Origin of the sequence: Streptomyces sp. NPDC127595 (assembly GCF_042671685.1) — a bacterium.
In the GTDB taxonomy this organism is placed as follows: Bacteria; Actinomycetota; Actinomycetes; order Streptomycetales; family Streptomycetaceae; genus Streptomyces.
In genome coordinates this window covers 270,208-292,234 of record NZ_JBHXWK010000005.1, presented here as the reverse complement: position 1 = coordinate 292,234, position 22,027 = coordinate 270,208, and the positions used below count along the sequence as shown (strand labels likewise).

Below are 22,027 nucleotides of genomic sequence, written 5' to 3'. Positions count from 1 at the left end.
GGCAAGAGATTGCGACAGACCCTGAGCAAGGGAATGGTCGTGGCCGCGGCCGCGACGAGCATCCTGTCCCTGTACGGCACGCCCGCCTTCGCCGACTCGAACGCGAACGGAAGCGCCCAGGACTCGCCCGGCGTGGGGTCGGGCAACAACCTCCAGCTTCCGGTGAACGTACCGGTGAACGCCTGTGGCAACACCGTCGACGTGATCGGCGTGCTCAACCCGGCGTTCGGGAACTCCTGTGCCAACGGCTCGGGTTCGGGTTCCCACGGTTCCCACGGTTCCCACGGTTCCCACGGTGCGCCGCACAGCTCCGGCGCCGACGACTCGTCGGGCTACGGCTCCGGTTCCGGCCACTCGGGTGGCGGTCACCCGGGTAGCCATGGCGGTGACCAGGGCGGCGGCACCGGTGCTGGCTCCGGCTCCACGGCGCACGGCGAGACGTACGGCTCGCCCGGCGTCCTGTCGGGCGGCAACGTCCAGGCCCCGGTGGACGTGCCGGTGAACGCGTGCGGCAACACGGCGGACGCGGTCGGCGTAGGCAACCCCACGTTCGGCAACGACTGCGGCAACGGCCCCGCGGGCTACGGCGACACTCCGCCGACCACGCCCCCGACGACCACACCTCCCACCACACCGCCGACGCTCCCACCGACCAAACCGCCGACGACGCCTCCCACGACGCCGCCGACGAAGACACCCCCCACAACCACCACCCCGCCCAGCACAACTCCCCCTACCGTCCCCGGCACCCCGCGCAAGACTCCCCCCGGGACCCCGCCCGCCCTGCCGCACACCGGCAGTGAGGGACTGCTCGCGACCTCGGCCGCCAGCGCCGCCCTTCTCGTGGGCGGAACCGTCCTGTACCGACGAGGCCGAGCCGCCTCCCGTCGGTAGCACTCCGGGTGCCGGACGCGTTACGCGCCCGGCACCCGAGCCCGTGTCATCGCCGAACCGGGTCCGGGACCTCGCGCCGCCGGTGCGGTACCGGCACAGGCATCGTGCGCAGCCGCCGCCGTACCCCTCGTACGAGCGTCTGGGCCGTGAACGCGGCGCCGTGCACGAAGCGCATCGCCGGGCCGAAGCCGGACGCCGTCACCAGGCCCGCCATGAAGAGGCCGGGCACCGAGGACTCGAAGTCCCGGCCGACCTCGGGGGAACCGTCGGCCACCGCGGCCAGGTCCCCGCGCAACTCGTCTGCGAGCAGGCCGAGCCGTTCGCGGGTCGCCCTGAACCCCGTGGCGGCGATGACGTGTTCGGTCTCCAGAGTCGTCAGTTCACCGCCGCCGCTCACCGTCTCCAGGCGTACGCCGTTTCCGGACGGGTAGGCCGCCGCGACCTGGTGGCCAAGCAGCAGTTCGACGGCCGGCTCGACGCGGTCGCGTACCCACCAGGCGCCCGCCGGTCCCAGGGCCGTGGCCGTGATCCGGGCGCGGGTGGCCTCCGGGAGGCGGCGGAAGAGGCCGGGGCGCTCGGCGTAGAACCAGTTGCGCCAGCCGGGGCCCAGGCCGCTGTGCGGGGCGCGGGCCGACTCCCACCACGGGCGCTCCCAGGCGGGCGGCACGTCGTTCCAGTTCAGCTCGTCGGCGCGGGCCAGGACCCGGACGCGGGTGCCCTGTTCGGCGAGGATGGCCGCCGTCTCCAGCGCCGCCTGGCCGCCGCCGATCACGGTGACGTCCTGGCCGCGGAAACGGTCGAGGTCACCGTGGTGACTGCTGTGCGAGACGTACGAGGGATCGAGCTCGCGCAGGGCGGCCGGTACCTCGACGAACGGCAGCACGCCGATGGCGAGGACGACCGTGCGGGCGTGCAGGATCTCGCCGTCGTCCACGACCGCCTCGAAGCCGCCGGGGACGCAGCTCACCCGGACCACCGTGCGCTCGTCGACCTCGGGCACCGCGTTGCGGGCGAACCACAGGCCGTACGAGGCGAACATCTCGACCGGGATGGGCTCGCCGTGCCGGGCCTGGACGCCCTGACCGGCGCAGTAGGTGTCGAGGCGCCAGCGGCCCGCGGGGTCGGAGAGGTTCGACGCCCACGGCTCCGACTTCAGGAACATGCCGCGGGGCATGTGGTCCCGCCAGGACGCCATGGGCCGGCCGAGGACGCGCAGGCTCAGCCCCGCCGCCGCGGCGTGGGAGGCGACGGACAGGCCGTACGGGCCGGCTCCCACCACCAGGAGGTCGTACATCAGCAGCTACTCGCTTTCTCGTCGTCGGTCAGGGGAGCCGGGGTGCCCGGCTGTCGAACGACCCGCGGCCGATCGGCGACAGGCGCCGAACGCCGTACGCGGTCCAGCAGGCGCCGGACCACATGGCGGCCCCACAGGGCCCACATCGTGAGCCCGGGCGCGAGGTCGTCCCGTGCGTGCCAGGCCAGCTCGCAGCCTTCGGGCCGGAGGAGCAGCGCGCTGAGCGGGGCGTAGTTCTCCACCACGAACGTGCGGCCGGGAAGCGGCGCCGGGTCCGGCAGCGGACGGTGTGTCAGGTCCAGGTGCAGGGCGCGTACGACATCCAGGCCGGCCCCGTCGGCGAAGAGCCGGAACTGGGCGCCGGGGCGGGGGTTGAAGTCGAGCAGGTGGTAGCGGCCGCTCGCGCCGTCCCTGCGGAAGTCGAGGTCGAAGACGCCGCGGTAGCCCAGCGCGCCGATGAGCTGTTCGACGAGCGACTGGAGCTGCGGGTTGGGGGTCCAGCGGCCGACCGCGGTCAGTCCGGCGCCGCGCGGCCAGGCGCGCTGCTTGCGGCCGGGCCCGCCTCCGGACACCGCCCCGGACCGGTCGGCGTACCCGTGGAAGAACCAGTCGCGGTCGGGACCCGGCGGCAGGAACGCCTGCAACAGCAGGCGGCTGCCCGCCTCCTCGGCGCGCAGATACAGTGCCTGCGCCTCCTGCGGCGAGCGCACCACCACCGTGCTGCGCAGCCCCGACCCGCCGGGCACCAGCCAGGGGCGGCTCCATTTCGCCACCACCGGCAGCCCCAACTGCCAGGCGGCCGCGACCGCCTGCGCCGGGCTGTCCGGGATCAGCGTCACCGGGTGCGGAACGCCCGCGCTCTCGCACACGGCGGCCAGTTCGGCCTTGTCGGCCACGCGCTCGGCGAGCGTGTCGGGCTGCTGCGGCAGCAGATACGAGGGGGCGAGGTGTTCACGGCAGTGGCCGACGGCGACGGCGCTCGCGTCATCCATCGGGATGAGTACGGCGGGACGGGATACGCGCGCGGCCACTCGGCGCAATGCGGTGACGATTTCTCCGGTGGATGCGCCGGGCGGTGGCGGGGGATGCATCTCGGAGACAAAACGCGACCTGCGGACGGGACTTCCCGTTGAATCGGCGACCACATGGACCTCCACGCCCGCTCTGCCGAGTGAGCGTGCGGCGCCCAGCGTTCCGTGGTGAAAGGGGTTCCGGTCGATCCGTAGAAGCACGGCGGGGACGCGGGTGTCGAGAAACGGCACGGAATTTCCTTCGGGTCGGTCACCCGTGCGGGTGATCGGCGCACACAAAGGCCGGAGCCTCGGTTGGCGGAATGGGTATTCATATGACTGAGTGTCAGTAGGCAGAAGTAGCCAGAAGGCAAATCGGAGTACCGGAAGACGGAATGTGCCGTCGGAACAGAGAGTGGAGAGAGGAGCAGGCATGGCCCCTCAGCAGCAACGGCTCCGGAGCAGGCGGCTGGCGTGCGTCGCGGCCGGCATCGTCGCGTCGGTCGCCCTGGCGTCGGGTCCGGGATACGCCGTGGGCGCCGGGGTGGTGGGAGTCGACGATCCGCCGGCGCCGACACCGGCCTCGGTGACCCCGGCGACGACACCTGTGACGCCCGCACCACTCACGCCACCCGCGACACCTACCGCACCCGCGACACCAACCGCACCTACGACACCCGTGACTCCCACGGCCACGACCGAACCGAAGCCGGCCGAAAAGGCACCCGCGTTCGGCGCCTACCTGGACTACGGCGCCCGCGGTGTCGCCCGGATCGCCGAGCTCAGCAAATGGCTGGGCGGCACCGAACTCCGCGTCGGGCACACGTATCTGCCCGGCGACCGGTGGAGCAACATCGAGGGCGCCCCCGGATTCCTCGATGTCTGGGCGGACTGGCGGCTCGAGCAGGACGACCGGATGCTCGTCCTCAACGTGCCGATGATGGAGCGCAACGAGGGGCGCGTGTCCGACGCCGAGGTCCGGGTGCTGCTGCGCCAGGCCGCCGCCGGAGCGTTCGACAAACACTTCCGCGCGCTGGCGGAGCGGCTGGTCGAACTGAAGGTTCCGGACACCGTCATCGTGCTCGGCTGGGAAATGAACGGCATTACCTACACCCATCGCTGCGGTCCCGACCCGGAGGCCTGGAAGAAGTACTGGAACAGAATCGTCACCACCATGCGGGCGGTGCCGGGACAGAAATTCCGGTTCGACTTCACCCCGAACCGCGGCCGGGACGCCATCCCCTGGACGCAGTGCTATCCGGGGGACGACACGGTCGACATCATCGGTATGGATTCGTACGACCAGCCGTCGGGGCTGTCATTCGACGAGCAGGTGAAAGAGCCTTACGGGCTTCAGGAGCACGTGGACTTCGCCAAATCCCACGGCAAGCCCATTTCCTATCCTGAATGGGGACTCTTCCGCAACGGTGACAACGCGGCGTACATGAAGCGCATGCTCGCGTGGATGGACGAGCACAAGCCGCTGTACAACACGGTCACCGACTACTGCCCGCACGGTGTGTGGCAGTGCGCGGACAATCCGAAGGCGTCCGAGATCTACCGCTCGGCGCTGTCCGGCCACACGGTTCCCACACCCGTTCCGGTTCCCACGCCCGTTCCCACGCCCAAGCCGACTCCGCCGCCCAACCCGGTGCCCCCGCCCAACTGCTCCCCGGTGCAGCTGGGTGACTGGGTCGAGTACTGGATCGGCGGGAAGCTCTGCCTCCGCTTCGACTGGTGGTCGCGCGACAGGTGAGGCGGGCAGGAGAGCGGTGGCGGTGGGTCGTTCACGGACTGCCGCCACCGCGCTCCCTCCAGCGTCGCAGAAGCTCCTTGCCCCGGCTGCGCGCGGCGACGTCGCAGACGACCGCCGACATCAGCGGCGCCGTTCGCCGCCGGGCGAGCAGCAGGCGCTGGTTGACGACGGGGTCCGGGCGCCAGTGGTGCTTGTAGGGCTCGTCGCCGCGCAGCAGGCTCAGCGCCGCGCGTCCACCCGTCTCGGTGTGCTGGGCGCAGGCGTTGAGCAGTATCACCGCGACATCCGCCTTCCGCTCACGCAGCTGCGGGTGGGCGCCGTACAGATAGCCGCCCGCCAGGCGCCGCGACAGCAGCGTGAGGTCCACGGCCATCACGGTGTCGTCGAGCCGGAACTCGGTGACCACCGCGTCCCCCGAGCGCACCATCGGACCGACCGACCGGACCAGATGCTCGGAGAACCTCTCCTGAAGGTGTTCGGACGTCACCTTCCGTCCCTGCCACTGCAGTTGATGCAGTTCGAGCAGCCGCCGCAGCGCCGCGTCCACCTCGTCAGGGCGTACGACGCGCTGCTCGATCCCGAGCGCGCTGAGCTTGCGCAGCTTGGCCCGCACCCGCTGGGCCTTCGAGGAGGGCAGCCGGCCGACCAGTTCGTCCATCGAGGTGCCCGGCAGCTCCAGGCAGAGCGAGTCCCGTACCCGGCTGCGCGGCCCGCGCCAGCGCTCGAAGATCCGCTCCACCGCGCCGCCGGGCCGTACCTCGCGGAAGTCGATGAGAGCGGTGCGGGCGGCCGCGGACAGCCCCTCGGTGAGTGTGGCCGCCGCCCGGTCGGCGTGCTCGTCGTCGATGAGGACGTCCCCGTAGTCCGAGATCGCCCCGCCGAGCGGTACGAGTGCGGGCAGCGGACGGCGTACGCGCATCAGCGGCGCCACCGCCCGCAGTTCGCCGTCGTCATCACGCACGAGCACCAGCCGCAGTCGGCCGGGGGTGCCGTAGGAGAGCCACCAGGAGTGCAGCCAGGCGTGACTCTGGAACGGGGTCGCGGTGGCACAACTCCGGTACAGGCGGCCCCAGGCCGGGCCGAGCTCGGCGAACTCGCGCTCGTCGGTGACGAGTTCGGCCACCAGCGTCCCGGCGACGACGGTTTGCAGCGTGCCGCTCACATCTGCCCGCGCACATCGGCGGCCGTGGCGGGGCTCGGCACGGAGGCCGGGTGGGCGGCGTCCACGGTGCGTCGGGGACGGACGAGCAGTACGAGGCCGCCGAGCAGGCCGCCCGCGCTCGCGCCGACCAGACCGGTCACGCCCGGCGAGGCCGAGGACGCCTCGGTGGGCTTCGTGGCACGGGCGAACTGCTGGAGTTCGACGTTCGTGTCGGCCTTGGCGTCGTTCGCGTGCCGGGTCAGTGCGCGCGAGACGGCGTTGGCCATGTCGGCGGCGAGGTCGGGGCGCGAGGAGGTGGCCGAGACGGAGACCATGGGGGCGTCCGGGGAGGTCGCGGTCTGCACGCTCTCCTGGAGCGTCTTCACCGGCACACCGGCCCACACCTGCGCGTCGCCGAGCACGGCGAGCTGGGTGGCGACCCGGCCGTACGCCTGGGCGAAGCCGAGGGCGGCCGCCGGGTCCGACTTCTCGGTCGGTACGGCGACGACGTAACTCGTGGCCGTGTACATCGGCGCCTTCACGACCCCGAACGCGCCGCCGAGCAGCCCGCCGATCACGGCGCCGGCGGCGAGCAGCGACCAGGGGGGCATGGTCTTCGCGCGGGCGATGGCCGCCGCGTTCGGGCGGAGGCCTCTGGTGGGGTTTTCGGTCATCAGGAACTCACTCCCAGTCAGGTGCGGGTCACAGCGGCCGCGTACACGTCCATGAGCTGTGCGGCGCTGCGGGTGATGCAGTAGTGGTGGGCGGCTTCCGGTACCGAGCGGGGGGCTGGGCCCTCCTCGCGGACCTTCCGCAGGGCGCGGGCGAACGAGTCCGAGCCGCCCTGGACCCGGCGGGCGCTGAGGCCCGCTTGGGCCGGCAGGTCCTCGACGGCCGGGCAGGAGACGTACAGCACGGGCAGTCCGGCCGCCATCGCCTCGACGACGGCCAGCCCGAACGCCTCCTCGGCGCAGGGTGAGGCGAGGACATCCATGGCCGCTATCAGCGACGGCAGATCCGCGCCAGGCAGGCCGCCGGTGGGGCGCTCGCCGGTGAACAGCACCCGGTCCGCGATCCCGGCCTGCTGCGCCGTCCGCCGCAGCACGCTCTCCTCCGCGCCGCCGCCGACGAGCAACAGCCAGTAGTCGCTGGGCAGTTCGGCCAGCGCGCGGATGAGTACGTCGAACCGCTTGCCTGCCGTGAGCCTGCCGACGCCACCGACGACGTACGCCCCTTCCGGCAGTCCGAGCCGGCGCCGGGTGCGCTCGCGCAGCGCCGGGTCGAAGCGGAAGCGGGCCAGGTCGATGCCGTTCGGGACGACCTCGATGCGCGGTGCGGGCACGCCCCAGCGGCGCAGCCGGTCGGCTACGGTCGGCGAGACGGCGACGGTCGACCGGCCGAGCCGCTCGCTGGCCAGGTACAGCGCCCGCACGCCCGCGCTCAGCCTGCGCCCCTCCATCTGGGAGTCGCCGAGGGAGTGTTCGGTGGCCACGACGGCCCGCACTCCCGCGAGGCGCGCGGCGAGCCGGCCGTACACGCAGGCCCGGTAGAGGTGCGTGTGCACCAGGTCGTACTGGCCCGCGCGGATCAGCTTCACCAGCCGGGGGAGCGCGGCGAGGTCGCGGTTGCCGGCCATGCCGAGGTGGGTGACGCGCACGCCGTCGTCGGTGAGCCCGTCGGCGACCGTGCCCGGGTTGGTGAGGGTGACGACATCACAGTCGACCGGCAAGTGGCGCAGCAGCAGCCTGAGTTGCTGCTCCGCGCCGCCGACTCCGAGGCCCGTGATGATGTGCAGGGCCTTCATCAGATCCCCTCGGCCGGACGCCGACGCAGGCGGTGCAGCTTGAGCTTCAGGAGCAGGCGTACGGCGGTGTCGTTCTCGCCGATATGGACGCGGGGGAGGGCGTGCGGGCCGGTCAGCGGGCCGGGATCGATCGCGCAGGCATACGTGTATCCGGCGTTCCGTACGGCGTCCACGACCCGCTGGTCGATCGTCCCGTACGGATAGCAGAAGCCCTCGACGTGAGCACCGATCAACTCCGAGAGCACTGCTCTGCTTTCGGCGACCTCGGCGTACACGAGGGCGTCGTCGGCCTGGGTGAGGTCGACGTGGGTGAGCCCGTGCGAGCCGATCTCGATGCCCACGGAGGCGGCGGCGAGCCGGATGCCCTGCTTGCTCAGCAGCGGTTTGCGGGGGCCGAGCGGGTCCCAGGCGTTGTCGCCGCTCAGCCGGCCGGGCAGCACGAAGAGGGTGGCGCCGCAGTCGTGGCGCTGCAGGACCGGCAGGGCGTTCTCGACGAAGTCGGCGTACCCGTCGTCGAAGGTGAGACCGACGAGGTCGCGGCCCTTGCCCCGGGCGCGGGCCGCGAGCAGGTCGCTCATGCTCACGCCCCGCAGGCCGCGCCGCCGCAGCCAGGTCAGCTGCTGGTCGAGGCGGTCCGGGGAGACCGTGATGCGGTACGGGTCGTCGGAGGGGTCGCCCACCGAGTGGTACATGGCCACCCACGGGGCCGTCGTGTCGAGGCGTCTGGAGGCGGGGGCGGCGTCAGCGGAAACGGGCATGCGGGAGCCTTTGTGTGAGCGAACGGAGGGCGGGTGCGAAGCCCTGGACCCCCAGGGCCCAGGCGAGCAGGGCGAAGACGACGGTCACGACTGTGCCGCCGGTGAGAAGAGCGAGTACGGGGGAGTCCACGCGGCCGGCGCAGAGCCCGCCCGCCACGGCGGCGACCACGGCCGCGCGCACCGGTTTGCTGATCTCGGCCAGCACTTGGCGGGTGCGGATGGGCACGCTGCGCGGGCCCATGCCGTACAGCAGGAACACGGCGCTGATGGTGATGCCGAGGGCGTTGGCGGCGGCGATCCCCAGCACGCCCCAGGAACCGACGGTCAGCGCGCCGACCCACGAGGTCGCGATGATCCCCACGGTCATCGCGAACAGCGGGTACCAGGTGGGCCGCCCGCCCGAGAAGTACGAGCGGACGAGCGCGCCGACCAGGGTGTGGCCGAGCAGCCCGAGGGCGTACACGCGCATGACGGAGGCGGTGGCCGCTGTGTCCTGCGCGGTGAACGCGCCTCGCTGGAACAGCAGTTGGATCATCTGGGGCGCGCACGCGACGACCACCGCCGCGCCCAGGAGCACCGTGCAGGAGACCAGTGCGAGGTCGCGCTCCACGCGGTTGCGGGCGCGCTCGGTGTCGCCCTCGGCGATCGCCTGCGCGACCACCGGGAAGGTGACCGTGCACAGCATCAGCGAGAGCACCATCGGCATCTGGGCCACTTTCTGGGCGTAGTTCAGATGCGAGATGGCGCCGGCGGGCAGCGAGGAGGCCAGGAAGCGTTCGATGAGGACCTGGGACTGACGGCACAGGGCGAAGAGCAGCACCGTGGTGACGAGGCTCAGGTCCATCGGGCGTGCCTCTTCGACGGCGCCCAGGTCTTCGGCCGCCACCTGCTTGCGCCTGAGCTGCCGCCACAGCGAGGGCGCCTGGGCCGCCACCATGAGTCCGCTGCCGACCGCGACCCCGAGGGCCGCCGAGCGCACGCCCCAGTGACCGCCAAGGACGAACATCGCCGTGATGATCCCGGTGTTGTACGCCACGTAGATGACCGCGGGCGCGACGAACCGCCGGTGCGCCCGCAGCACCGCGCTGCAGTACCCGGCGAAGCCGAAGCCCAGGACACAGGTCGCCGTCAACCGGGTGCAGTCCACGGCCAGTTGGGGATCGGGCAGACCGGGTGCGAGTGCCTCGACCAGATAGGGCGCCCCGACGATCAGCAGCGCACAGGCGGCCACGAAGGCCAGCGACAGCCGGGGCAGCGTACTGGCGACCAGCGCACGGACCGGATCGCCCGCGGCTCCCTGCGCCCGCCGCGCGACCGCCATGCTGAACGCCGGGATGAGGATGAAGGCCAGCCCGTCCTCGATCAGCAGCGTCGACGCGAACTCCGGCACCGTCCACGCCACCAGGAACGCGTCCGTCTCCGACCCGGCCCCGAACAGATGCGCCAACGCCTGGTCCCTGCCGAGGCCCAGCAGCGCGCCGGCGATGGACAGCGCCACGGTGATGAGGGCGGCCTTGGCGAGGAAGCGACTGGAGGAGGAGGCCGGGTCATCCGGCTTCGGGGTGGCCGGGGGCGCGGTACGGGCGGCGGGGAGGGGGACGGATGCCACGCGCCCCTGGGAACCGCTGCCGCTACTAGCGGCCGCGCTTGGCTCGGGTGCGCCCGGACCTTTGCCGGGGTCGGTTGGGCGCGCCACCGCGCTGTTGCCTGTCGTGCCTGGAGCCTTGCGGGCGTTGGCCTGCCGTGTAACGGGGCTGGGAGCGGTTGTGCCTGTGCCTTCCGCGTGCGCCACCGTGCTCGCGTCGGTTGTGCCTGGAGCGTTGTGGGCGTTGGCCGGCCGCGCCACGGCGCTGGGAGTGGTTGTGCCCGTGCCTTTGCCGACGCTGCCTGCGCGCGCCACCATGCTGCCGCTGGTTGTACCCGCAGCCGTGCCGGTGTTGGTCGTGTACGTCCCCGTGCTATTGCCTGTCGTGCCCGCAACCTTGGCGGCGTCGGCTGGGCGTGCCACCGTGCTGCTGCCGGTCGTGCCTGGAGCGTTGCCGACGCCGACCGGGCGCGCCACGACGCTGCCGCCGGTCGTGCCCGGAGCTTTGCCGGCACCAGCCGGTCGCGCCACCGCGCTGCCGCCCGTCGTGTCGGAAACTCGGCCGGCCCCTGCTGTGCGCGCCACCGCGCTGCGCCCCGTACCGCTGACCGTAGGCCCGGATGCGCCGTCGATCTCGCCACCCGCCCCACCCTCGGCCCCGGCCCGAGGCGGCGTCATCGTCATCGCGCCGAGGCCTCCTCCAGTGATCCCGGAGCCGCCACCGAACGCGACGGCGACGCCGGTGCCGAGGAAGCCGGGTCCATCAGCGCCCACCAGCCCACGAGCCCGAAGCAGACGGCGGTCAGTACGGTCGAGGGCCCGCCGATGTCCGCGTACATGAAGTCGATCAACTGCCAGCCGAGCAGCCCGCACGCGACCAGCGCGCAGTCGAGGCCCGAGGGAGCTCCCTGGACAGGCGGAGTCCGCCGCACGCCTACGAGCCCCCGCAGCGCGCACGCCAGGAGTGCCAGCCAGCTGCCCGCGAGGGTGAGCAGGCCGATCAGTCCCTGTTCGCTCAGGACGAGGAGGTACATGTTGTGCGGGGAGAGCAGCGGCTGCTTGCGGAAGGCGGCGCCCGCGCCTCCGGTGTCGCTGCCCGAGGAGAGCGCGAGAGAGGCGTGGCCGTCGCGGTGGTCGGGGAAGCCCTTCAAACCGACGCCGGTCAGGGGGTGTTCACGCCACATGTCTGCGGCTGCCGCCCACATCGTGTACCGGTCGGTCACCGACTGGTCCGGCGCGTCGGTGACCTGCGTGATGCTGCTGATCCGCTCCTGGAGCATCGCGGAGCCGACGCCGAAGCCGCCGACGAGGATCACCACCGAGGCGGCCACCGCCGCGCCCACCTTCACCGCCCGCCGCAGCCCGGCCAGCACCAACTGCGCCCCGCACGCCGCCGCCGTGGCGATCCACGCGCCCCGGCTGAAAGACAGCGCGAGCGGCAGCAGCAGCACCAGCGAACACACCACGGCGGCCGTCCGCTGCCGGGCGGCGCCCGACCCGAGCGCCAGCCCCACCGCACACACCAGCCCGAACGCCACCACGGTCGCCATCCCCATGATGTCGGAGGCCCCGAACGTGCCCACCGCCCGGATGTCCTCGCCCTGGTACGAGGCGCCGGTCCCGGTGACGTACTGGTGCACCCCGATCGCCCCCTGCCACAGCGCGAGTCCGACGAACGACCAGGCCAGCAGCCGGAAGTCACGCCGGTCCCGCACCAGCAGCAGTACCGCCGCGGGGACCAGCACGAACACCTGGAGGTAGCGGGCGAGACCGGTGATCCCGGCCCCGGGGCTCGCCGCCCCGGCCGCCGCGACCGCGATACCGACCACGGGCAGCCCGATGACCACCGCCGCCGTACGGGACAGGGGGCGCCGCCGGCCTCGTACGAGACGCACCGCGCAGCAGAGCACGACCAGCCCGGAGACGGCGTCGGCCACCGTCGCGCCACCCTCGCCGCCCGGCGCGACCGGCAGCCCGAGCAGGGCGATCACGGCGACGACGGGCAGCACGGGCAGCGCCCGCCCGAGGACGGACGTCAGCGTGCCCAGGGGTGAGAGGGGCAGGACTTGGCTCACCGGCTCAGCTCCCCGTCGGACGTACGAGCGCGGCGGCCGTGCGCAGCAGGATGCAGATGTCCTGCCACAGCGACCAGTTGTCGATGTAGGCGTTGTCGAACCGGCAGCGGTCCTCGATCGAGGTGTCGCCGCGCAGTCCGTGGATCTGGGCCAGTCCTGTGATGCCGGTCTGCATCCGGTGGCGGGCCGCGTAACCAGGGTAGGTCTGGCTGAACTTGCCCACGAAGTAAGGGCGTTCGGGGCGCGGCCCGACCAGGCTCATGTCGCCCCAGAACACGTTCCACAACTGGAGCAGCTCGTCCAGCGAGGTGCGCCGCAGGAAGTGGCAGAACCGGCTCATCTCGCGTTCGTTCGCCACGCTCCAGCGGGTCGCGGCCTCGTGCGCGTCGACCGGGCGGTGGGTGCGGAACTTCAGCAGGGTGAAGGGGCGCCCGTCCTTGCCGATGCGCTCCTGCCGGAAGACCACGCCGGGCCCGTCGCTCAGCCGCAGCACGACCGCGCACACCAGCAGCAGCGGGCTGACCAGCAGCAACAGCGTTCCAGAGACGGCGACATCGAGCAGCCGCTTGGCGACACTGCCACGGCGCTTGGGGGCGGACAGCGGCCGACAGGAGAACCCCGCGAGCCGGCCGTGCAGCCCGTGCGTCCCGCTGTCGTACGACGGCCAGTCCGCGTCGATCTCCCACACCACGCAGCCCGCCTCGGCCAACGCCCGCAGCAGCGGCCCGCGTTCGCCGCCGGACTTCACCACGAGCACGACCCGCACACTGTTCTGGATGAGGGCCCGCTGCACCTCTTCGCCGGTGGTGAGGACCGGCAGCCCGTCAGCTCCGTCCGGCTGGCCGGAGACGATGCCCACCGGCCGTACTCCGCAGGCCGGATGACGCAGGAAGGCCGCGGCCACCCGCTGAGCCGTCGCGGCCGGACCGATCACCAGGGCGGCGCTCGGACGCAGCAAGAGCGCTCTGCGTCGCCGCCAGTGCAGCGCGCCGCGGCCCGCGCAGCTCGCCGCCGACTGCAGGACACAGCCCACGGCGAGAGTCCGCGCGGACAGCGCGTTGGCGGGGAAGAGCGCGGCGAGCAGGGCCGCCGGCACGCACCAGGCCACCGCGATCCGCGCGCAGACCGCGGGCAGTTCGTCCAGTACGGCGGGCACGGGCTCGGCGCGGTACAGCGACGCGTGCGCGTTCAGCCAGACCACTCCGAGCACCAGCGCGAGGAGCAGGAGCGGCTGGCGCTGGGTCTGTGTGAGCGCGAGGCCGGCCAGCAGCGCCGCACCGCCGTCCACGGCGAGCAGCGGCAGCCGCGAGGGCCGCCGCATGGAAGGCCGTTGTCCGGCCGGGAATCTGAAGCCGTCGGCGACCCCGCGAGGAGGGATGACCGAGACGGGCGAGAATCCGTACTCCCGGGGCTGTCCGCCCGGGGAGGGAACGGTGCTTTCCGCAGTCACGAGTGGATGGACTCCCTGCACTCGGTGGGTTCCCCGCTCGCGGCGTGTACGCCGAGCCTCGGAGTGAGCAGCTCGCGGTAGACGTCCGCGACCGCGTCGGCCGTACGGCGCACGTCGTGCGTGGTCAGTACGTGGCGGCGGCCCTGATGGCCGAGGGACTCGCGCAGCAACGGGTCGGACAGCAGTTCGGAGATCGTGTGGGCGAGCGGACGCGGCGCCTGCGACGGCACCAGACAGTGCTCGCGGAGGTCCGGCGGCAGGCTCTCCCGGGCGCCGTCCACGTCGGTGAGTACCACCGGGCGCCCGCAGGCCATGGCCTCCAGCGGAGCCAGTGCCATGCCCTCCCAACGGGACGGCAGCACCACCAGATCGGCGGCCTGGTACCAGGGGACGGCATCCTCGGCGGCCCCGGCGAACAACACCCCGTCGGGCGCCCCCGCCCGCAGCCGCTCGGCGTCCGGCCCGTCCCCGACCAGCACGAGCCGGGCCGCGGGCAGCCGCCGGACCACCTCGGGCCACGCCTGGAGCAGGACGTCCTGCCCCTTCTGCCGGCACAGCCGCCCCACACAGACCACCAGCGGGGTCACCGGCCCCACCCCCGCGTCGGCGAGCAGCGGGATCCCGGCTCGTACGGTGTCCACGGCCGCGGGGTGGAAGCGCGCCGGATCGATCCCGTTCGGGATCACACACCAGGGAGCGTGCACGCCGGCGCGTACGCCGGTATCGCGCTCCGCTTCACTGACACACACCACCCGGGAGGCCCAACGCGCCCCCAACCGCTCCCACTTCCGGGCGAGCCCCGCGGTGACCCCGCCGACGGCCTCGAACGACCAGGCGTGCGGCTGGAAAACGGTCGGCACCCGCCCGCGCACGGCGATCCGGGCGGCCAGCCCGGCCTTGGCGCTGTGCGCGTGCACCAGTTCGGGCCGCACCTCCGCGACGACGCGCCCGAGCCGCCGTACCTCCTGAGGCAGCGAGGGACCCGGCGCACGTGTCGCCGGCCAGTCGCGTACGTCGCCGCCGAGCGCCCGGAGCGTCCGGGCGAGGTCGCTGCCGCCCGGGCACGCGACGCTGACGTGTGTTCCGGCGGCGAGCTGCGCCTTCACCAGGTCCGTCACCACCCGGGCGACGCCGCCGTCGACCGGCTGGGTGATGTGCAGGACCCGCGACGGAGGGTCGGTTGACAGTTGCATGCGCGGTTCCTCGCTCACGGGCGGCGCGCGGGCGCGCGCGTCACTGCTTCGCGTCGACGGCGGTGAACAGTGCCCCGACCCACGCCGTGTCCCGCTGCGAAACGAGCCGGAAGGTCAACTGGTCACCCCCGCGGCGGATCCCCTTGCCAAGTTCGAGGACGTCCGAGTCGTAGCCGAGCGTGTTCGGATACGCGGGAACCCGCTCCATCGCGTCGGGACCCGGCTCGCTGATCGTCGAATTGAGCACGTCGTCACGCGGGTTGGCCCCGTCGGCCAGCGCGGTCGGCGCACCGCGTCCGGTCGACACGGTCAGCGAGTCGCCCCGGCTCCCGCGGTCGCCGTTGTAGGCGACAAGCCCCGCGCGCCCGCCGGCCCCCTCGGGGAACCGCATCCCGCGCAGCCGGATCACCTGGTCCTCGCGCGGGCCGAGCGAGTCGAAGCCGTCCCACATCGCCAGATGCCGCAGCGGCTCCGACCTCTTCTCGTACGCCACCATCAGCGTCCAGCCGCCCCAGGCCCCCGCGGCGGAACGGCCCATCGCCACATTGACCTGCGCCACCGTGTACAGCCCCGCACCACTCGCCCGGACCAGCTTCGTGACGTCCGCCGAGGCCTGGAACGCGTCGGCGCCGCGCGCCACCCGGTGCCCGACCACGCTGTCCGCGAGCACGGCCTTGTACTCGCCGTCGGGCTCCGCGATCAGCACCCGCCCGTTGTCCTTCGCCGGCTTCTGCTCACCGACCCGGAGGTTGCCGCCCCAGTACAGCCGCGCGTACGTGACCCGCGCGCCCTGCGGCAGACGGACCTCGCCGAGGCTGGAGTTGTAGGTGTTCGGGTCCTTGTCGACATCGATGTAGAACATGTCGAAGTCGCCGTTCACCGCCGTTCTGCCGGCGCGCGCGGCGGAGCACGACGGCGCCGGCCGGGTGAGCGTCGCACGGCAGCTGATGGAGGAGTTGGCCGCGCGGACGATTCCGCCGTGCTGCAGTGCGCGGTACCGCTGGGTGAAGGTGACGCTCTCCGTCTCGGCGCCGGACGGCGCTGCCGTCGCGGGGCAGCCGGGTGCCAGGAGGGTGGCGAGGACGGAGCAGCCGACCATGGCACGGCGCAGCAGAGGACCCGGGGAATTACGCATGACCGGCGGTGCCCTTTCGGGGGAAAAGGTTCTGGACCAGCGGACGTCCGGAGCGTTCGGTGGACTCCGGATCGACGGAAATCTGCAGATCACATATGTGCGCGTTGACTCCCCGTCTGTTTACGACGTCTGGTGAGGCCTGCTGCCACGCAGCCTCGGGAGGAACGCAACACTAGCCGCTATCCGTATTTATCGGTGAAACCTGACAAGTGTGTCGGAATGGTGAAGTCGGGCGGTTTTGGAGATCACCCTTTCGGAGGCACAACCCGCGCGTGCGCCGCGCGTTGATTCCAGAGCCGGGCATCCCCGCCCGGATGTTGTGTCGATTTCAAGGAGCACTTCTCCATGTCGCGTATCGCGAAGGGCCTGGCCCTGACCTCCGTTGCCGCCGCCGCCGTGGCGGGCACCGCCGGCATCGCCGCCGCCGACAGCGACGCACACGGCGCGGCCGCCCACTCCCCGGGCGTCCTGTCGGGCAACGTCCTGCAGGCCCCGATCCACGTCCCGGTCAACGTCGCCGGCAACACGATCAACGTCATCGGTCTGCTGAACCCCGCGTTCGGCAACACCGCTGTCAACGACTGACGTCAACGCGGACCTTCTGTCGGCCGTCCTCCCAACGGGAGGGCGGCCGGTTCGCGTTGCCCCGAATGGTGGGAAGCGGGTCCCTTCTCCCGGTAAGCGCCTCACCAGGGAGGACGGCTGCGGCAAGGGCGCAGGTTCGCCACGCAGGGCATTCGATCGGTTGCAGACGGCGATGACCACTTTCACGGTGAGTACAAGGCCTGAAGGAACCATCGAAGGGAACCATCCATGCGTGCTCTGCCCGCCCGGCGCATCGCGTCCTCCGCACTCTGCGCCACGCTCCTGCTAGGGATCGCCGCACCGGCTGCCGTGGCGGCGGACAGCGACTCGGCGCGTGGCCGCACCTCCGCGGCGGCTGCGCCCGTCCCCGGCGCGGACGCGCTCCTGGCACAGGTCCAGTCCCTGGCCGACATCGGTGGCGTACTGAAGCCGGTCACCGATCTGCTCAACGCCGTGCTCAAGGCGGACAACGGCCAGCTCTCCGCCGACCAGGCGGCCACGCTCGGCCAGGCCGTGAAGGACGCGATCGCCAAGCTCACCGCGGTGGCTCCGGTGACGCCGCCGGTGGCGGTCCCGGAGGCGCCGGCCGTGCCTGCGGTGCCGGCCGTCCCCGCGGTGCCTGCAGCTCCGGCGCTGCCTGCCGTGCCCGCGCTGCCCAAGAGCGTCGGGGACCAGGACGACGACAAGACTCCCGGTGCGAACGGTCCGCGTGCCGCGGCTCCCGCGGACCTGAAGGCCGACGCGCTCGCCGCCCTGCAGAAGGCGGTCGACACACTGCTCGCGGCGGTCACCTCCGGCGATCCCGCCGGCGTGGTCCCCGCGGCGACGGCCGTGGTCACGGGACTCGTCAACCTCATCGTCGCCGTCGTGCTCGGCGGGGGCCTGCCCGTGCCGGACCTGCCCGGCCTGCCGAGCCTGTCCTCGCTGCCGGCGGTTCCGGCGGCCCCCGCTGTCCCCGCTGTCCCCGCTGTCCCCGCGGTTCCTGCGGCTCCGGACCTCCCGACGGGCGGTCTTCTGCCCTCCTGAGTACGGGGAGCGGTGCCTGAGGCGAAGCAGTCGCCACCCCGCCGTCGTGCCGGCCGTTCCGGTCGGCACGACGGCTGTTTTGTATTCGCTCTTATATGAGAATGCGACGCGCCGTTCATTCGGGTGGGGTGCAGGAAACTTCTGCACACAGGGTTTCCGTCGAGTCCGGTCCTCGTTAGCCAGGGCGTATACACATTCCCTCTGGTGACATGAGTTGCCGAAGAAAGGAACACGATGAAGTCCCTGAAGGCCGCCGCTGTCGTTGCCGGGTCCATCGCCATCGCTGGTGCCGCCGCGCCCGCCTTTGCCTACGAGGCCTCCGACGTGACCCCCACCAGCCTCAACGGCGCCCTGGAGACCATCACCAGCCAGCGCTCGCTCAGCCTGAAGGACGTACAGCCCCTGCAGCACCAGTCGGACGCGCTCAACACCGAGAACGCGAGCTCGCCGCTCAGCGCCGTGAGCAGCGCGACGGACGCGCTCAACTCGGCCGGTGGTCCCACGGCGCTCCTCGGCGGGCTTCCCCTCCAGGGCTGACCCGAGCTAATCAGTTCATTTCATCGCGTGTCTTTTCCGCGAGGCCTGCTGACACCTCCATACGCTGGACCAAATCTCCAAGGAAAGGGCTGAAGATGAACACTGCCAAGAAAGCCGCTCTGATTATCGCCACCGCGGGAATGGCCGCCGGTGCCGCTTCGGGCAGCGCCTTCGCCGACGCCGGTGCGCAGGGTGCCGCGGTCAAGTCCCCGGGCGTCCTCTCGGGCAACGTCGTTCAGGTCCCGGTGCACGTTCCGGTGAATGTCTGCGGGAACACGGTCGACGTCATCGGTCTGCTGAACCCGGCGTTCGGCAACACCTGCGTCAACAAGTGACGTCGTACGCGGGCTGAGTCGTACACAGACTCCAAGGGCCGATTCCGCACCTCGCGGAATCGGCCCTTTCGCGTTGTCGGGCGTGCACCGCCTGTTGTGGGCCGTCTGTTGCGGAGTGTTCGAAAAACATCCCTCGTTCGTGTGGTCGGGTGGGCGGTTGTCGCCCGGTCGGGTGAGAAAGGGGTGGCCCCGTTCGGGTGCGTCGATAAGGTTCCGCGGTGACCTCAACCTCAAGCGAAACGCGCCCTTTCCGGGCCGCAGATCTCGGCACGCTCGCCGTGATGGCCTTCAGCGGTGACGCCCCCGACGGCGACATGCCGTATCTCCTCGCCTATTCCCTGGGTGACACCGAGGGCGGCCCCGAGGCCACCTCGGCCGCCATCGAGCGGCTGCTGAGCGACAACGGTCTGCCCGTCGGCGACACGATCCTCGACGGTTCGCGGTACCCGAGCCTGCCGCTCACCCTCCTCGTCGAGGCCGGCCAGGCCGTCGTCACCATGCCGTCCCTCAACGCCCAGTGCGTCGTTCCCCCCGAGTGGCTCGCGGCGGTCGGCGAACGCGGCTACGCCTACTTCCTGTTCGCCACCCGGGCCTGGCCCGACGCCGAGCCGGGCAAGCCCGTCGCCCCGGAGAACCTGGCCGCCTTCGCGGGTGACGAGGAGACCCTGAACAGCGCGGCGCACGTCCTGCTGCCCGCGCGTCGCCTGCGCGGCTGATGACACGGACCGCGGGTGGCAGCCGCGCGCTCGCCCTGCTGCTGGTGATCACCGGGGCGGCCGGTCTGCTGGCCTCCTGGGTCATCACGATCGACAAGTTCAAGCTGCTGGAGAACCCGGACTTCGTGCCCGGCTGCAGCCTGAACCCGGTCGTCTCCTGCGGCAACATCATGAAGAGCGACCAGGCCTCGGCCTTCGGGTTCCCCAACCCGATGCTGGGCCTGGTGGCGTACGGCATCGTCATCTGCGTCGGTGCCGGCCTGTTGACCGGAGCGGTCTTTCCGCGCTGGTACTGGCTGCTCTTCGACGCGGGCACGTTGTTCGGCGTCGGATTCTGCACCTGGCTGCAGTTCCAGTCGCTCTACCGCATCAACTCGCTGTGCCTGTGGTGCTGTCTGGCGTGGGTCGCCACGATTCTCATGTTCTGGTACGTGACGTCATTCAACGTACGGAATGAATTCCTGCCCGCACCTGGCTGGTTGAGGGGATTCCTCGTGGAATTCACCTGGGTCCTGCCGGTGTTGCACATCGGCGTCATCGGAATGCTGATCCTGACCCGATGGTGGGACTTCTGGACGAGCTGACTATTGGGCTCGTTGGGGGAATCTTGCGCTGATGACGTTCTCAGGATCGTTACGCGGTACGGATGCTGACCCCCCGAATCCTGAAAGGGACCGTACCTGAAATGAAGTCGACCACTCGAGGAACTCTTGCCGCTGTCCTGACCGGCGTCGCGGCAGCGGTGGGTGCCGCCGCCGCGGCCCCCGCCGTCGCGGCCGAGACGGTACCCGTCCCCGTACCGCTGGACGGTGTGGAGAGGGCCCTCAACGTGCAGACGCCCACGATCGCCGGGCAGCTTCCGGTACCCATGCCGGGCAGCCCCGACGGCCCCCGGTATGTCGAGGGTCGGCTGATCCCCGAGCGTGCCCTGCCGCAACTGCCGGTCAGTGCCGGGCTGCCCGGGGCCGACGTACACACGCCCCTTCCGCATGTCCTCGGGGACGGCTTCGACCACCTCGGCATCGGAGCGCCCGCGGCCGACCTCCGGACCCTGACCCCGGGGCTGTCCCTTGACACCCCGCTCACCCCGCCGAACCCCGACAACTTCGGCCTGCCGGAGCCGAAGCTCCCCCAGGTCGCCGTACTGACACCGCTGCTGCAGACGGTGCCGGGCGCGAACGTGGTCATGGGGTCGGGGGCGTAACAGATATAGGGACGCGGCCCGGGTGCCGGCCCGGGCCTGCCGCCCCGCCACCGACCACGACTGCACGCGGCCGGCCCGGCTGATCCGGCTGATCCGGCGAGGAGAGAACCATGTTCGTCAACAGAGTGCCGAGCAGAGTGTCGAGCGCGGTGTCGGTCAGGGCGGTGGCGCCGGTCGTCCCGGGGAGCACGGGGCGGCAGGGCCGCCCGGTCGGCTCACGGCGCGGGACCCGGCGGGAGGTCGTACGCGGTCTGCTCGCGTCGGCCGTCGCCGTGGCGCTGACCCCGGTTGTCGCGGCCTCGCGGCCCCCGCAGCCTCCTCGGCCCGCTCGGCCGGAGGACCTCTCGTTCGACGAGATGTACCGAGGGCGCCATCTTCTCGGCGTGAAGACAGGTGCCGGCGGCCGTGCCGCGGTCGGTGGCGGTGAGTGGCAGATCAGCGTGGACGGCCGGCCGCTGCACCTGATGCGCCGCGCGGACGGCAGCTTCCTGAGCATGGTGGACCACTACCGGTCGTATCCGACAGCGCTGGAAGCGGCCCGCGCGGCCGTCGACGAACTGGGCCCCTCGGAGCAACTGCGCGGCATGGACGCGAAGGGGAGTGACACCGAGGGGAGCGGCGCGGACGGGGGTGGGCACGCGCATGGTGTACACGCGTAAGGACGTCAGCACGCTGACCCGTGCTGAGCGGCGTCGCTTCGTCGGCGCGCTGCTGGAGGTCAAACGCAGGGGCGAGTACGACGAGTTCGTGCGCACGCACATTGAGTACTACGTCTCGGACGGCGAGAACGGGCTGCGTACGGCCCATATGGCGCCGTCCTTCCTCCCCTGGCACCGGCGGTTCCTGCTGGACCTGGAACGGGCGCTGCGCCGCGTGGACTCCGGGGTGAGCGTGCCGTACTGGGACTGGACGCGGGACCGTACGACGTCGTCCGCGCCGTGGACCGCGGACCTGCTCGGGGGCAACGGGCGGCGCTCCGACCGGCAGGTCATGACCGGGCCCTTCGCCTACGCGCACGGCACGTGGCGGATCAGGGAGGCGGTGACCGACGGCGAGTTCCTCACCCGTGAGTTCGGCCGCCCGCACGCGCCGATCGAGCTGCCCACCAAGCGTGAACTCGACTCCGCTCTGGCAGATCCCGTCTACGACACCGCGCCCTGGAACTCCACGTCGGCCAAGGGGTTCCGCAACCGGCTCGAAGGGTGGGGTTCGGGATCCGGGCCCGCGGCCTGGCGCAACCACAACCGCGTGCACCGCTGGGTCGGCGGGCACATGCTCGGCGGCGCCTCGGTCAACGACCCCGTCTTCTGGCTGCACCACGCCTTCGTGGACCTTCAGTGGTCCCGCTGGCAGAAGCGGCACCGTGGCGCGCGCTATCTGCCGGCCCGGCCGCCGGGACCGGGCGACGAGCAGTACGAGCGGATCGTCGCGCGGCACGAGAAGCTGCCGCCGTGGGGTGTGACGCCGGACGAGCTGGAGGACCACAGCCGGATCTACCGGTACGCCTGAGCCTCTGTTGGTGAGTGTGA

22 protein-coding genes are annotated in these 22,027 nt (G+C 71.8%); 11 read left to right on the top strand and 11 right to left on the bottom strand.

The genetic code is table 11. From position 1 onward, the window contains the following. The first annotated feature begins 9 nt into the window (after positions 1–9). A complete protein-coding gene (locus tag ACFVKT_RS18325; RefSeq protein ID WP_385732601.1) occupies positions 10–894 on the top strand; it encodes a chaplin in 885 nt (294 codons plus the stop codon). A 46-nt stretch (positions 895–940) separates the two neighbouring features. On the opposite strand, the gene ACFVKT_RS18320 is transcribed toward ACFVKT_RS18325, so the two are convergent. After that, positions 941–2,188, bottom strand: coding sequence for an NAD(P)/FAD-dependent oxidoreductase (locus ACFVKT_RS18320; protein ID WP_385732599.1), 1,248 nt, complete (start codon positions 2,186–2,188; stop codon positions 941–943). After that, complete coding sequence (locus ACFVKT_RS18315; RefSeq protein ID WP_385732597.1) at positions 2,188–3,450, bottom strand: ATP-grasp domain-containing protein; 1,263 nt, start codon at positions 3,448–3,450, stop codon at positions 2,188–2,190. The genes ACFVKT_RS18320 and ACFVKT_RS18315 overlap by 1 nt, the downstream gene beginning before the upstream one ends. A gap of 181 nt (positions 3,451–3,631) precedes the next feature. On the opposite strand from ACFVKT_RS18315, the gene ACFVKT_RS18310 reads away from it, so the two are divergent. Further along, positions 3,632–4,954, top strand: coding sequence for a glycoside hydrolase family 26 protein (locus ACFVKT_RS18310; RefSeq protein ID WP_385732595.1), 1,323 nt, complete (start codon positions 3,632–3,634; stop codon positions 4,952–4,954). 31 nt (positions 4,955–4,985) lie between these two features. On the opposite strand, the gene ACFVKT_RS18305 is transcribed toward ACFVKT_RS18310, so the two are convergent. The 9 genes from ACFVKT_RS18305 to ACFVKT_RS18265 form a co-directional block, all read right to left on the bottom strand. Next, positions 4,986–6,116: a GNAT family N-acetyltransferase gene (locus tag ACFVKT_RS18305; protein ID WP_385732594.1), complete on the bottom strand. Its 1,131-nt coding sequence runs from the start codon at positions 6,114–6,116 to the stop codon at positions 4,986–4,988. Continuing rightward, positions 6,113–6,769, bottom strand: a complete 657-nt coding sequence (locus tag ACFVKT_RS18300) for a lipopolysaccharide biosynthesis protein (RefSeq protein WP_385732592.1) — start codon at positions 6,767–6,769, stop codon at positions 6,113–6,115. The genes ACFVKT_RS18305 and ACFVKT_RS18300 overlap by 4 nt, the downstream gene beginning before the upstream one ends. A 17-nt stretch (positions 6,770–6,786) precedes the next feature. Beyond that, entirely contained in the window at positions 6,787–7,899 is a 1,113-nt protein-coding gene (locus ACFVKT_RS18295) for a glycosyltransferase (protein WP_385732590.1), read from the bottom strand. Further along, complete coding sequence (locus ACFVKT_RS18290) at positions 7,899–8,657, bottom strand: polysaccharide deacetylase family protein (RefSeq protein WP_385732588.1); 759 nt, start codon at positions 8,655–8,657, stop codon at positions 7,899–7,901. Before ACFVKT_RS18290 ends, ACFVKT_RS18295 begins: the two co-directional genes overlap by 1 nt. After that, complete coding sequence (gene murJ, locus ACFVKT_RS18285) at positions 8,641–10,266, bottom strand: murein biosynthesis integral membrane protein MurJ (RefSeq protein ID WP_385732586.1); 1,626 nt, start codon at positions 10,264–10,266, stop codon at positions 8,641–8,643. The genes ACFVKT_RS18290 and murJ overlap by 17 nt, the downstream gene beginning before the upstream one ends. 656 nt (positions 10,267–10,922) lie before the next feature. Further along, positions 10,923–12,305, bottom strand: coding sequence for an O-antigen ligase family protein (locus ACFVKT_RS18280; RefSeq protein WP_385733166.1), 1,383 nt, complete (start codon positions 12,303–12,305; stop codon positions 10,923–10,925). A gap of 16 nt (positions 12,306–12,321) precedes the next feature. Next, complete coding sequence (locus tag ACFVKT_RS18275) at positions 12,322–13,767, bottom strand: exopolysaccharide biosynthesis polyprenyl glycosylphosphotransferase (protein ID WP_385732584.1); 1,446 nt, start codon at positions 13,765–13,767, stop codon at positions 12,322–12,324. Further along, positions 13,764–14,960: a glycosyltransferase family 4 protein gene (locus ACFVKT_RS18270; RefSeq protein WP_385732582.1), complete on the bottom strand. Its 1,197-nt coding sequence runs from the start codon at positions 14,958–14,960 to the stop codon at positions 13,764–13,766. The genes ACFVKT_RS18275 and ACFVKT_RS18270 overlap by 4 nt, the downstream gene beginning before the upstream one ends. A 40-nt stretch (positions 14,961–15,000) precedes the next feature. Then, positions 15,001–16,095 carry a DUF3344 domain-containing protein gene (locus tag ACFVKT_RS18265; protein WP_385732580.1) on the bottom strand — a complete coding sequence of 365 codons (1,095 nt, stop codon included), beginning with the start codon at positions 16,093–16,095 and terminating at the stop codon, positions 15,001–15,003. A 345-nt stretch (positions 16,096–16,440) separates the two neighbouring features. On the opposite strand from ACFVKT_RS18265, the gene ACFVKT_RS18260 reads away from it, so the two are divergent. The 9 genes from ACFVKT_RS18260 to ACFVKT_RS18220 all read left to right on the top strand — a co-directional run bounded on the left by ACFVKT_RS18260 (position 16,441) and on the right by ACFVKT_RS18220 (position 22,007). After that, complete coding sequence (locus ACFVKT_RS18260; protein WP_385732578.1) at positions 16,441–16,680, top strand: chaplin; 240 nt, start codon at positions 16,441–16,443, stop codon at positions 16,678–16,680. A gap of 228 nt (positions 16,681–16,908) precedes the next feature. Continuing rightward, positions 16,909–17,706: a hypothetical protein gene (locus ACFVKT_RS18255; protein ID WP_385732576.1), complete on the top strand. Its 798-nt coding sequence runs from the start codon at positions 16,909–16,911 to the stop codon at positions 17,704–17,706. A gap of 234 nt (positions 17,707–17,940) precedes the next feature. Then, positions 17,941–18,243 (top strand): hypothetical protein, encoded by a 303-nt coding sequence (locus ACFVKT_RS18250; protein ID WP_385732574.1) that lies wholly within the window; start codon positions 17,941–17,943, stop codon positions 18,241–18,243. Positions 18,244–18,338: 95 nt separating this feature from the next. Next, positions 18,339–18,578: a chaplin gene (locus ACFVKT_RS18245; protein WP_385732572.1), complete on the top strand. Its 240-nt coding sequence runs from the start codon at positions 18,339–18,341 to the stop codon at positions 18,576–18,578. Positions 18,579–18,796: 218 nt separating this feature from the next. Then, a complete protein-coding gene (locus tag ACFVKT_RS18240) occupies positions 18,797–19,294 on the top strand; it encodes a DUF5949 family protein (RefSeq protein ID WP_385732570.1) in 498 nt (165 codons plus the stop codon). Then, on the top strand, positions 19,294–19,878 hold the full coding sequence (locus ACFVKT_RS18235; protein WP_385732568.1) for a vitamin K epoxide reductase family protein: 585 nt from the start codon (positions 19,294–19,296) through the stop codon (positions 19,876–19,878). Before ACFVKT_RS18240 ends, ACFVKT_RS18235 begins: the two co-directional genes overlap by 1 nt. 101 nt (positions 19,879–19,979) lie before the next feature. Further along, a complete protein-coding gene (locus ACFVKT_RS18230) occupies positions 19,980–20,498 on the top strand; it encodes a hypothetical protein (protein WP_385732567.1) in 519 nt (172 codons plus the stop codon). A 110-nt stretch (positions 20,499–20,608) separates the two neighbouring features. Next, entirely contained in the window at positions 20,609–21,157 is a 549-nt protein-coding gene (locus ACFVKT_RS18225) for a tyrosinase family oxidase copper chaperone (protein WP_385732565.1), read from the top strand. Beyond that, on the top strand, positions 21,141–22,007 hold the full coding sequence (locus ACFVKT_RS18220) for a tyrosinase family protein (protein WP_385732563.1): 867 nt from the start codon (positions 21,141–21,143) through the stop codon (positions 22,005–22,007). Before ACFVKT_RS18225 ends, ACFVKT_RS18220 begins: the two co-directional genes overlap by 17 nt. Positions 22,008–22,027 lie beyond the last annotated feature (20 nt).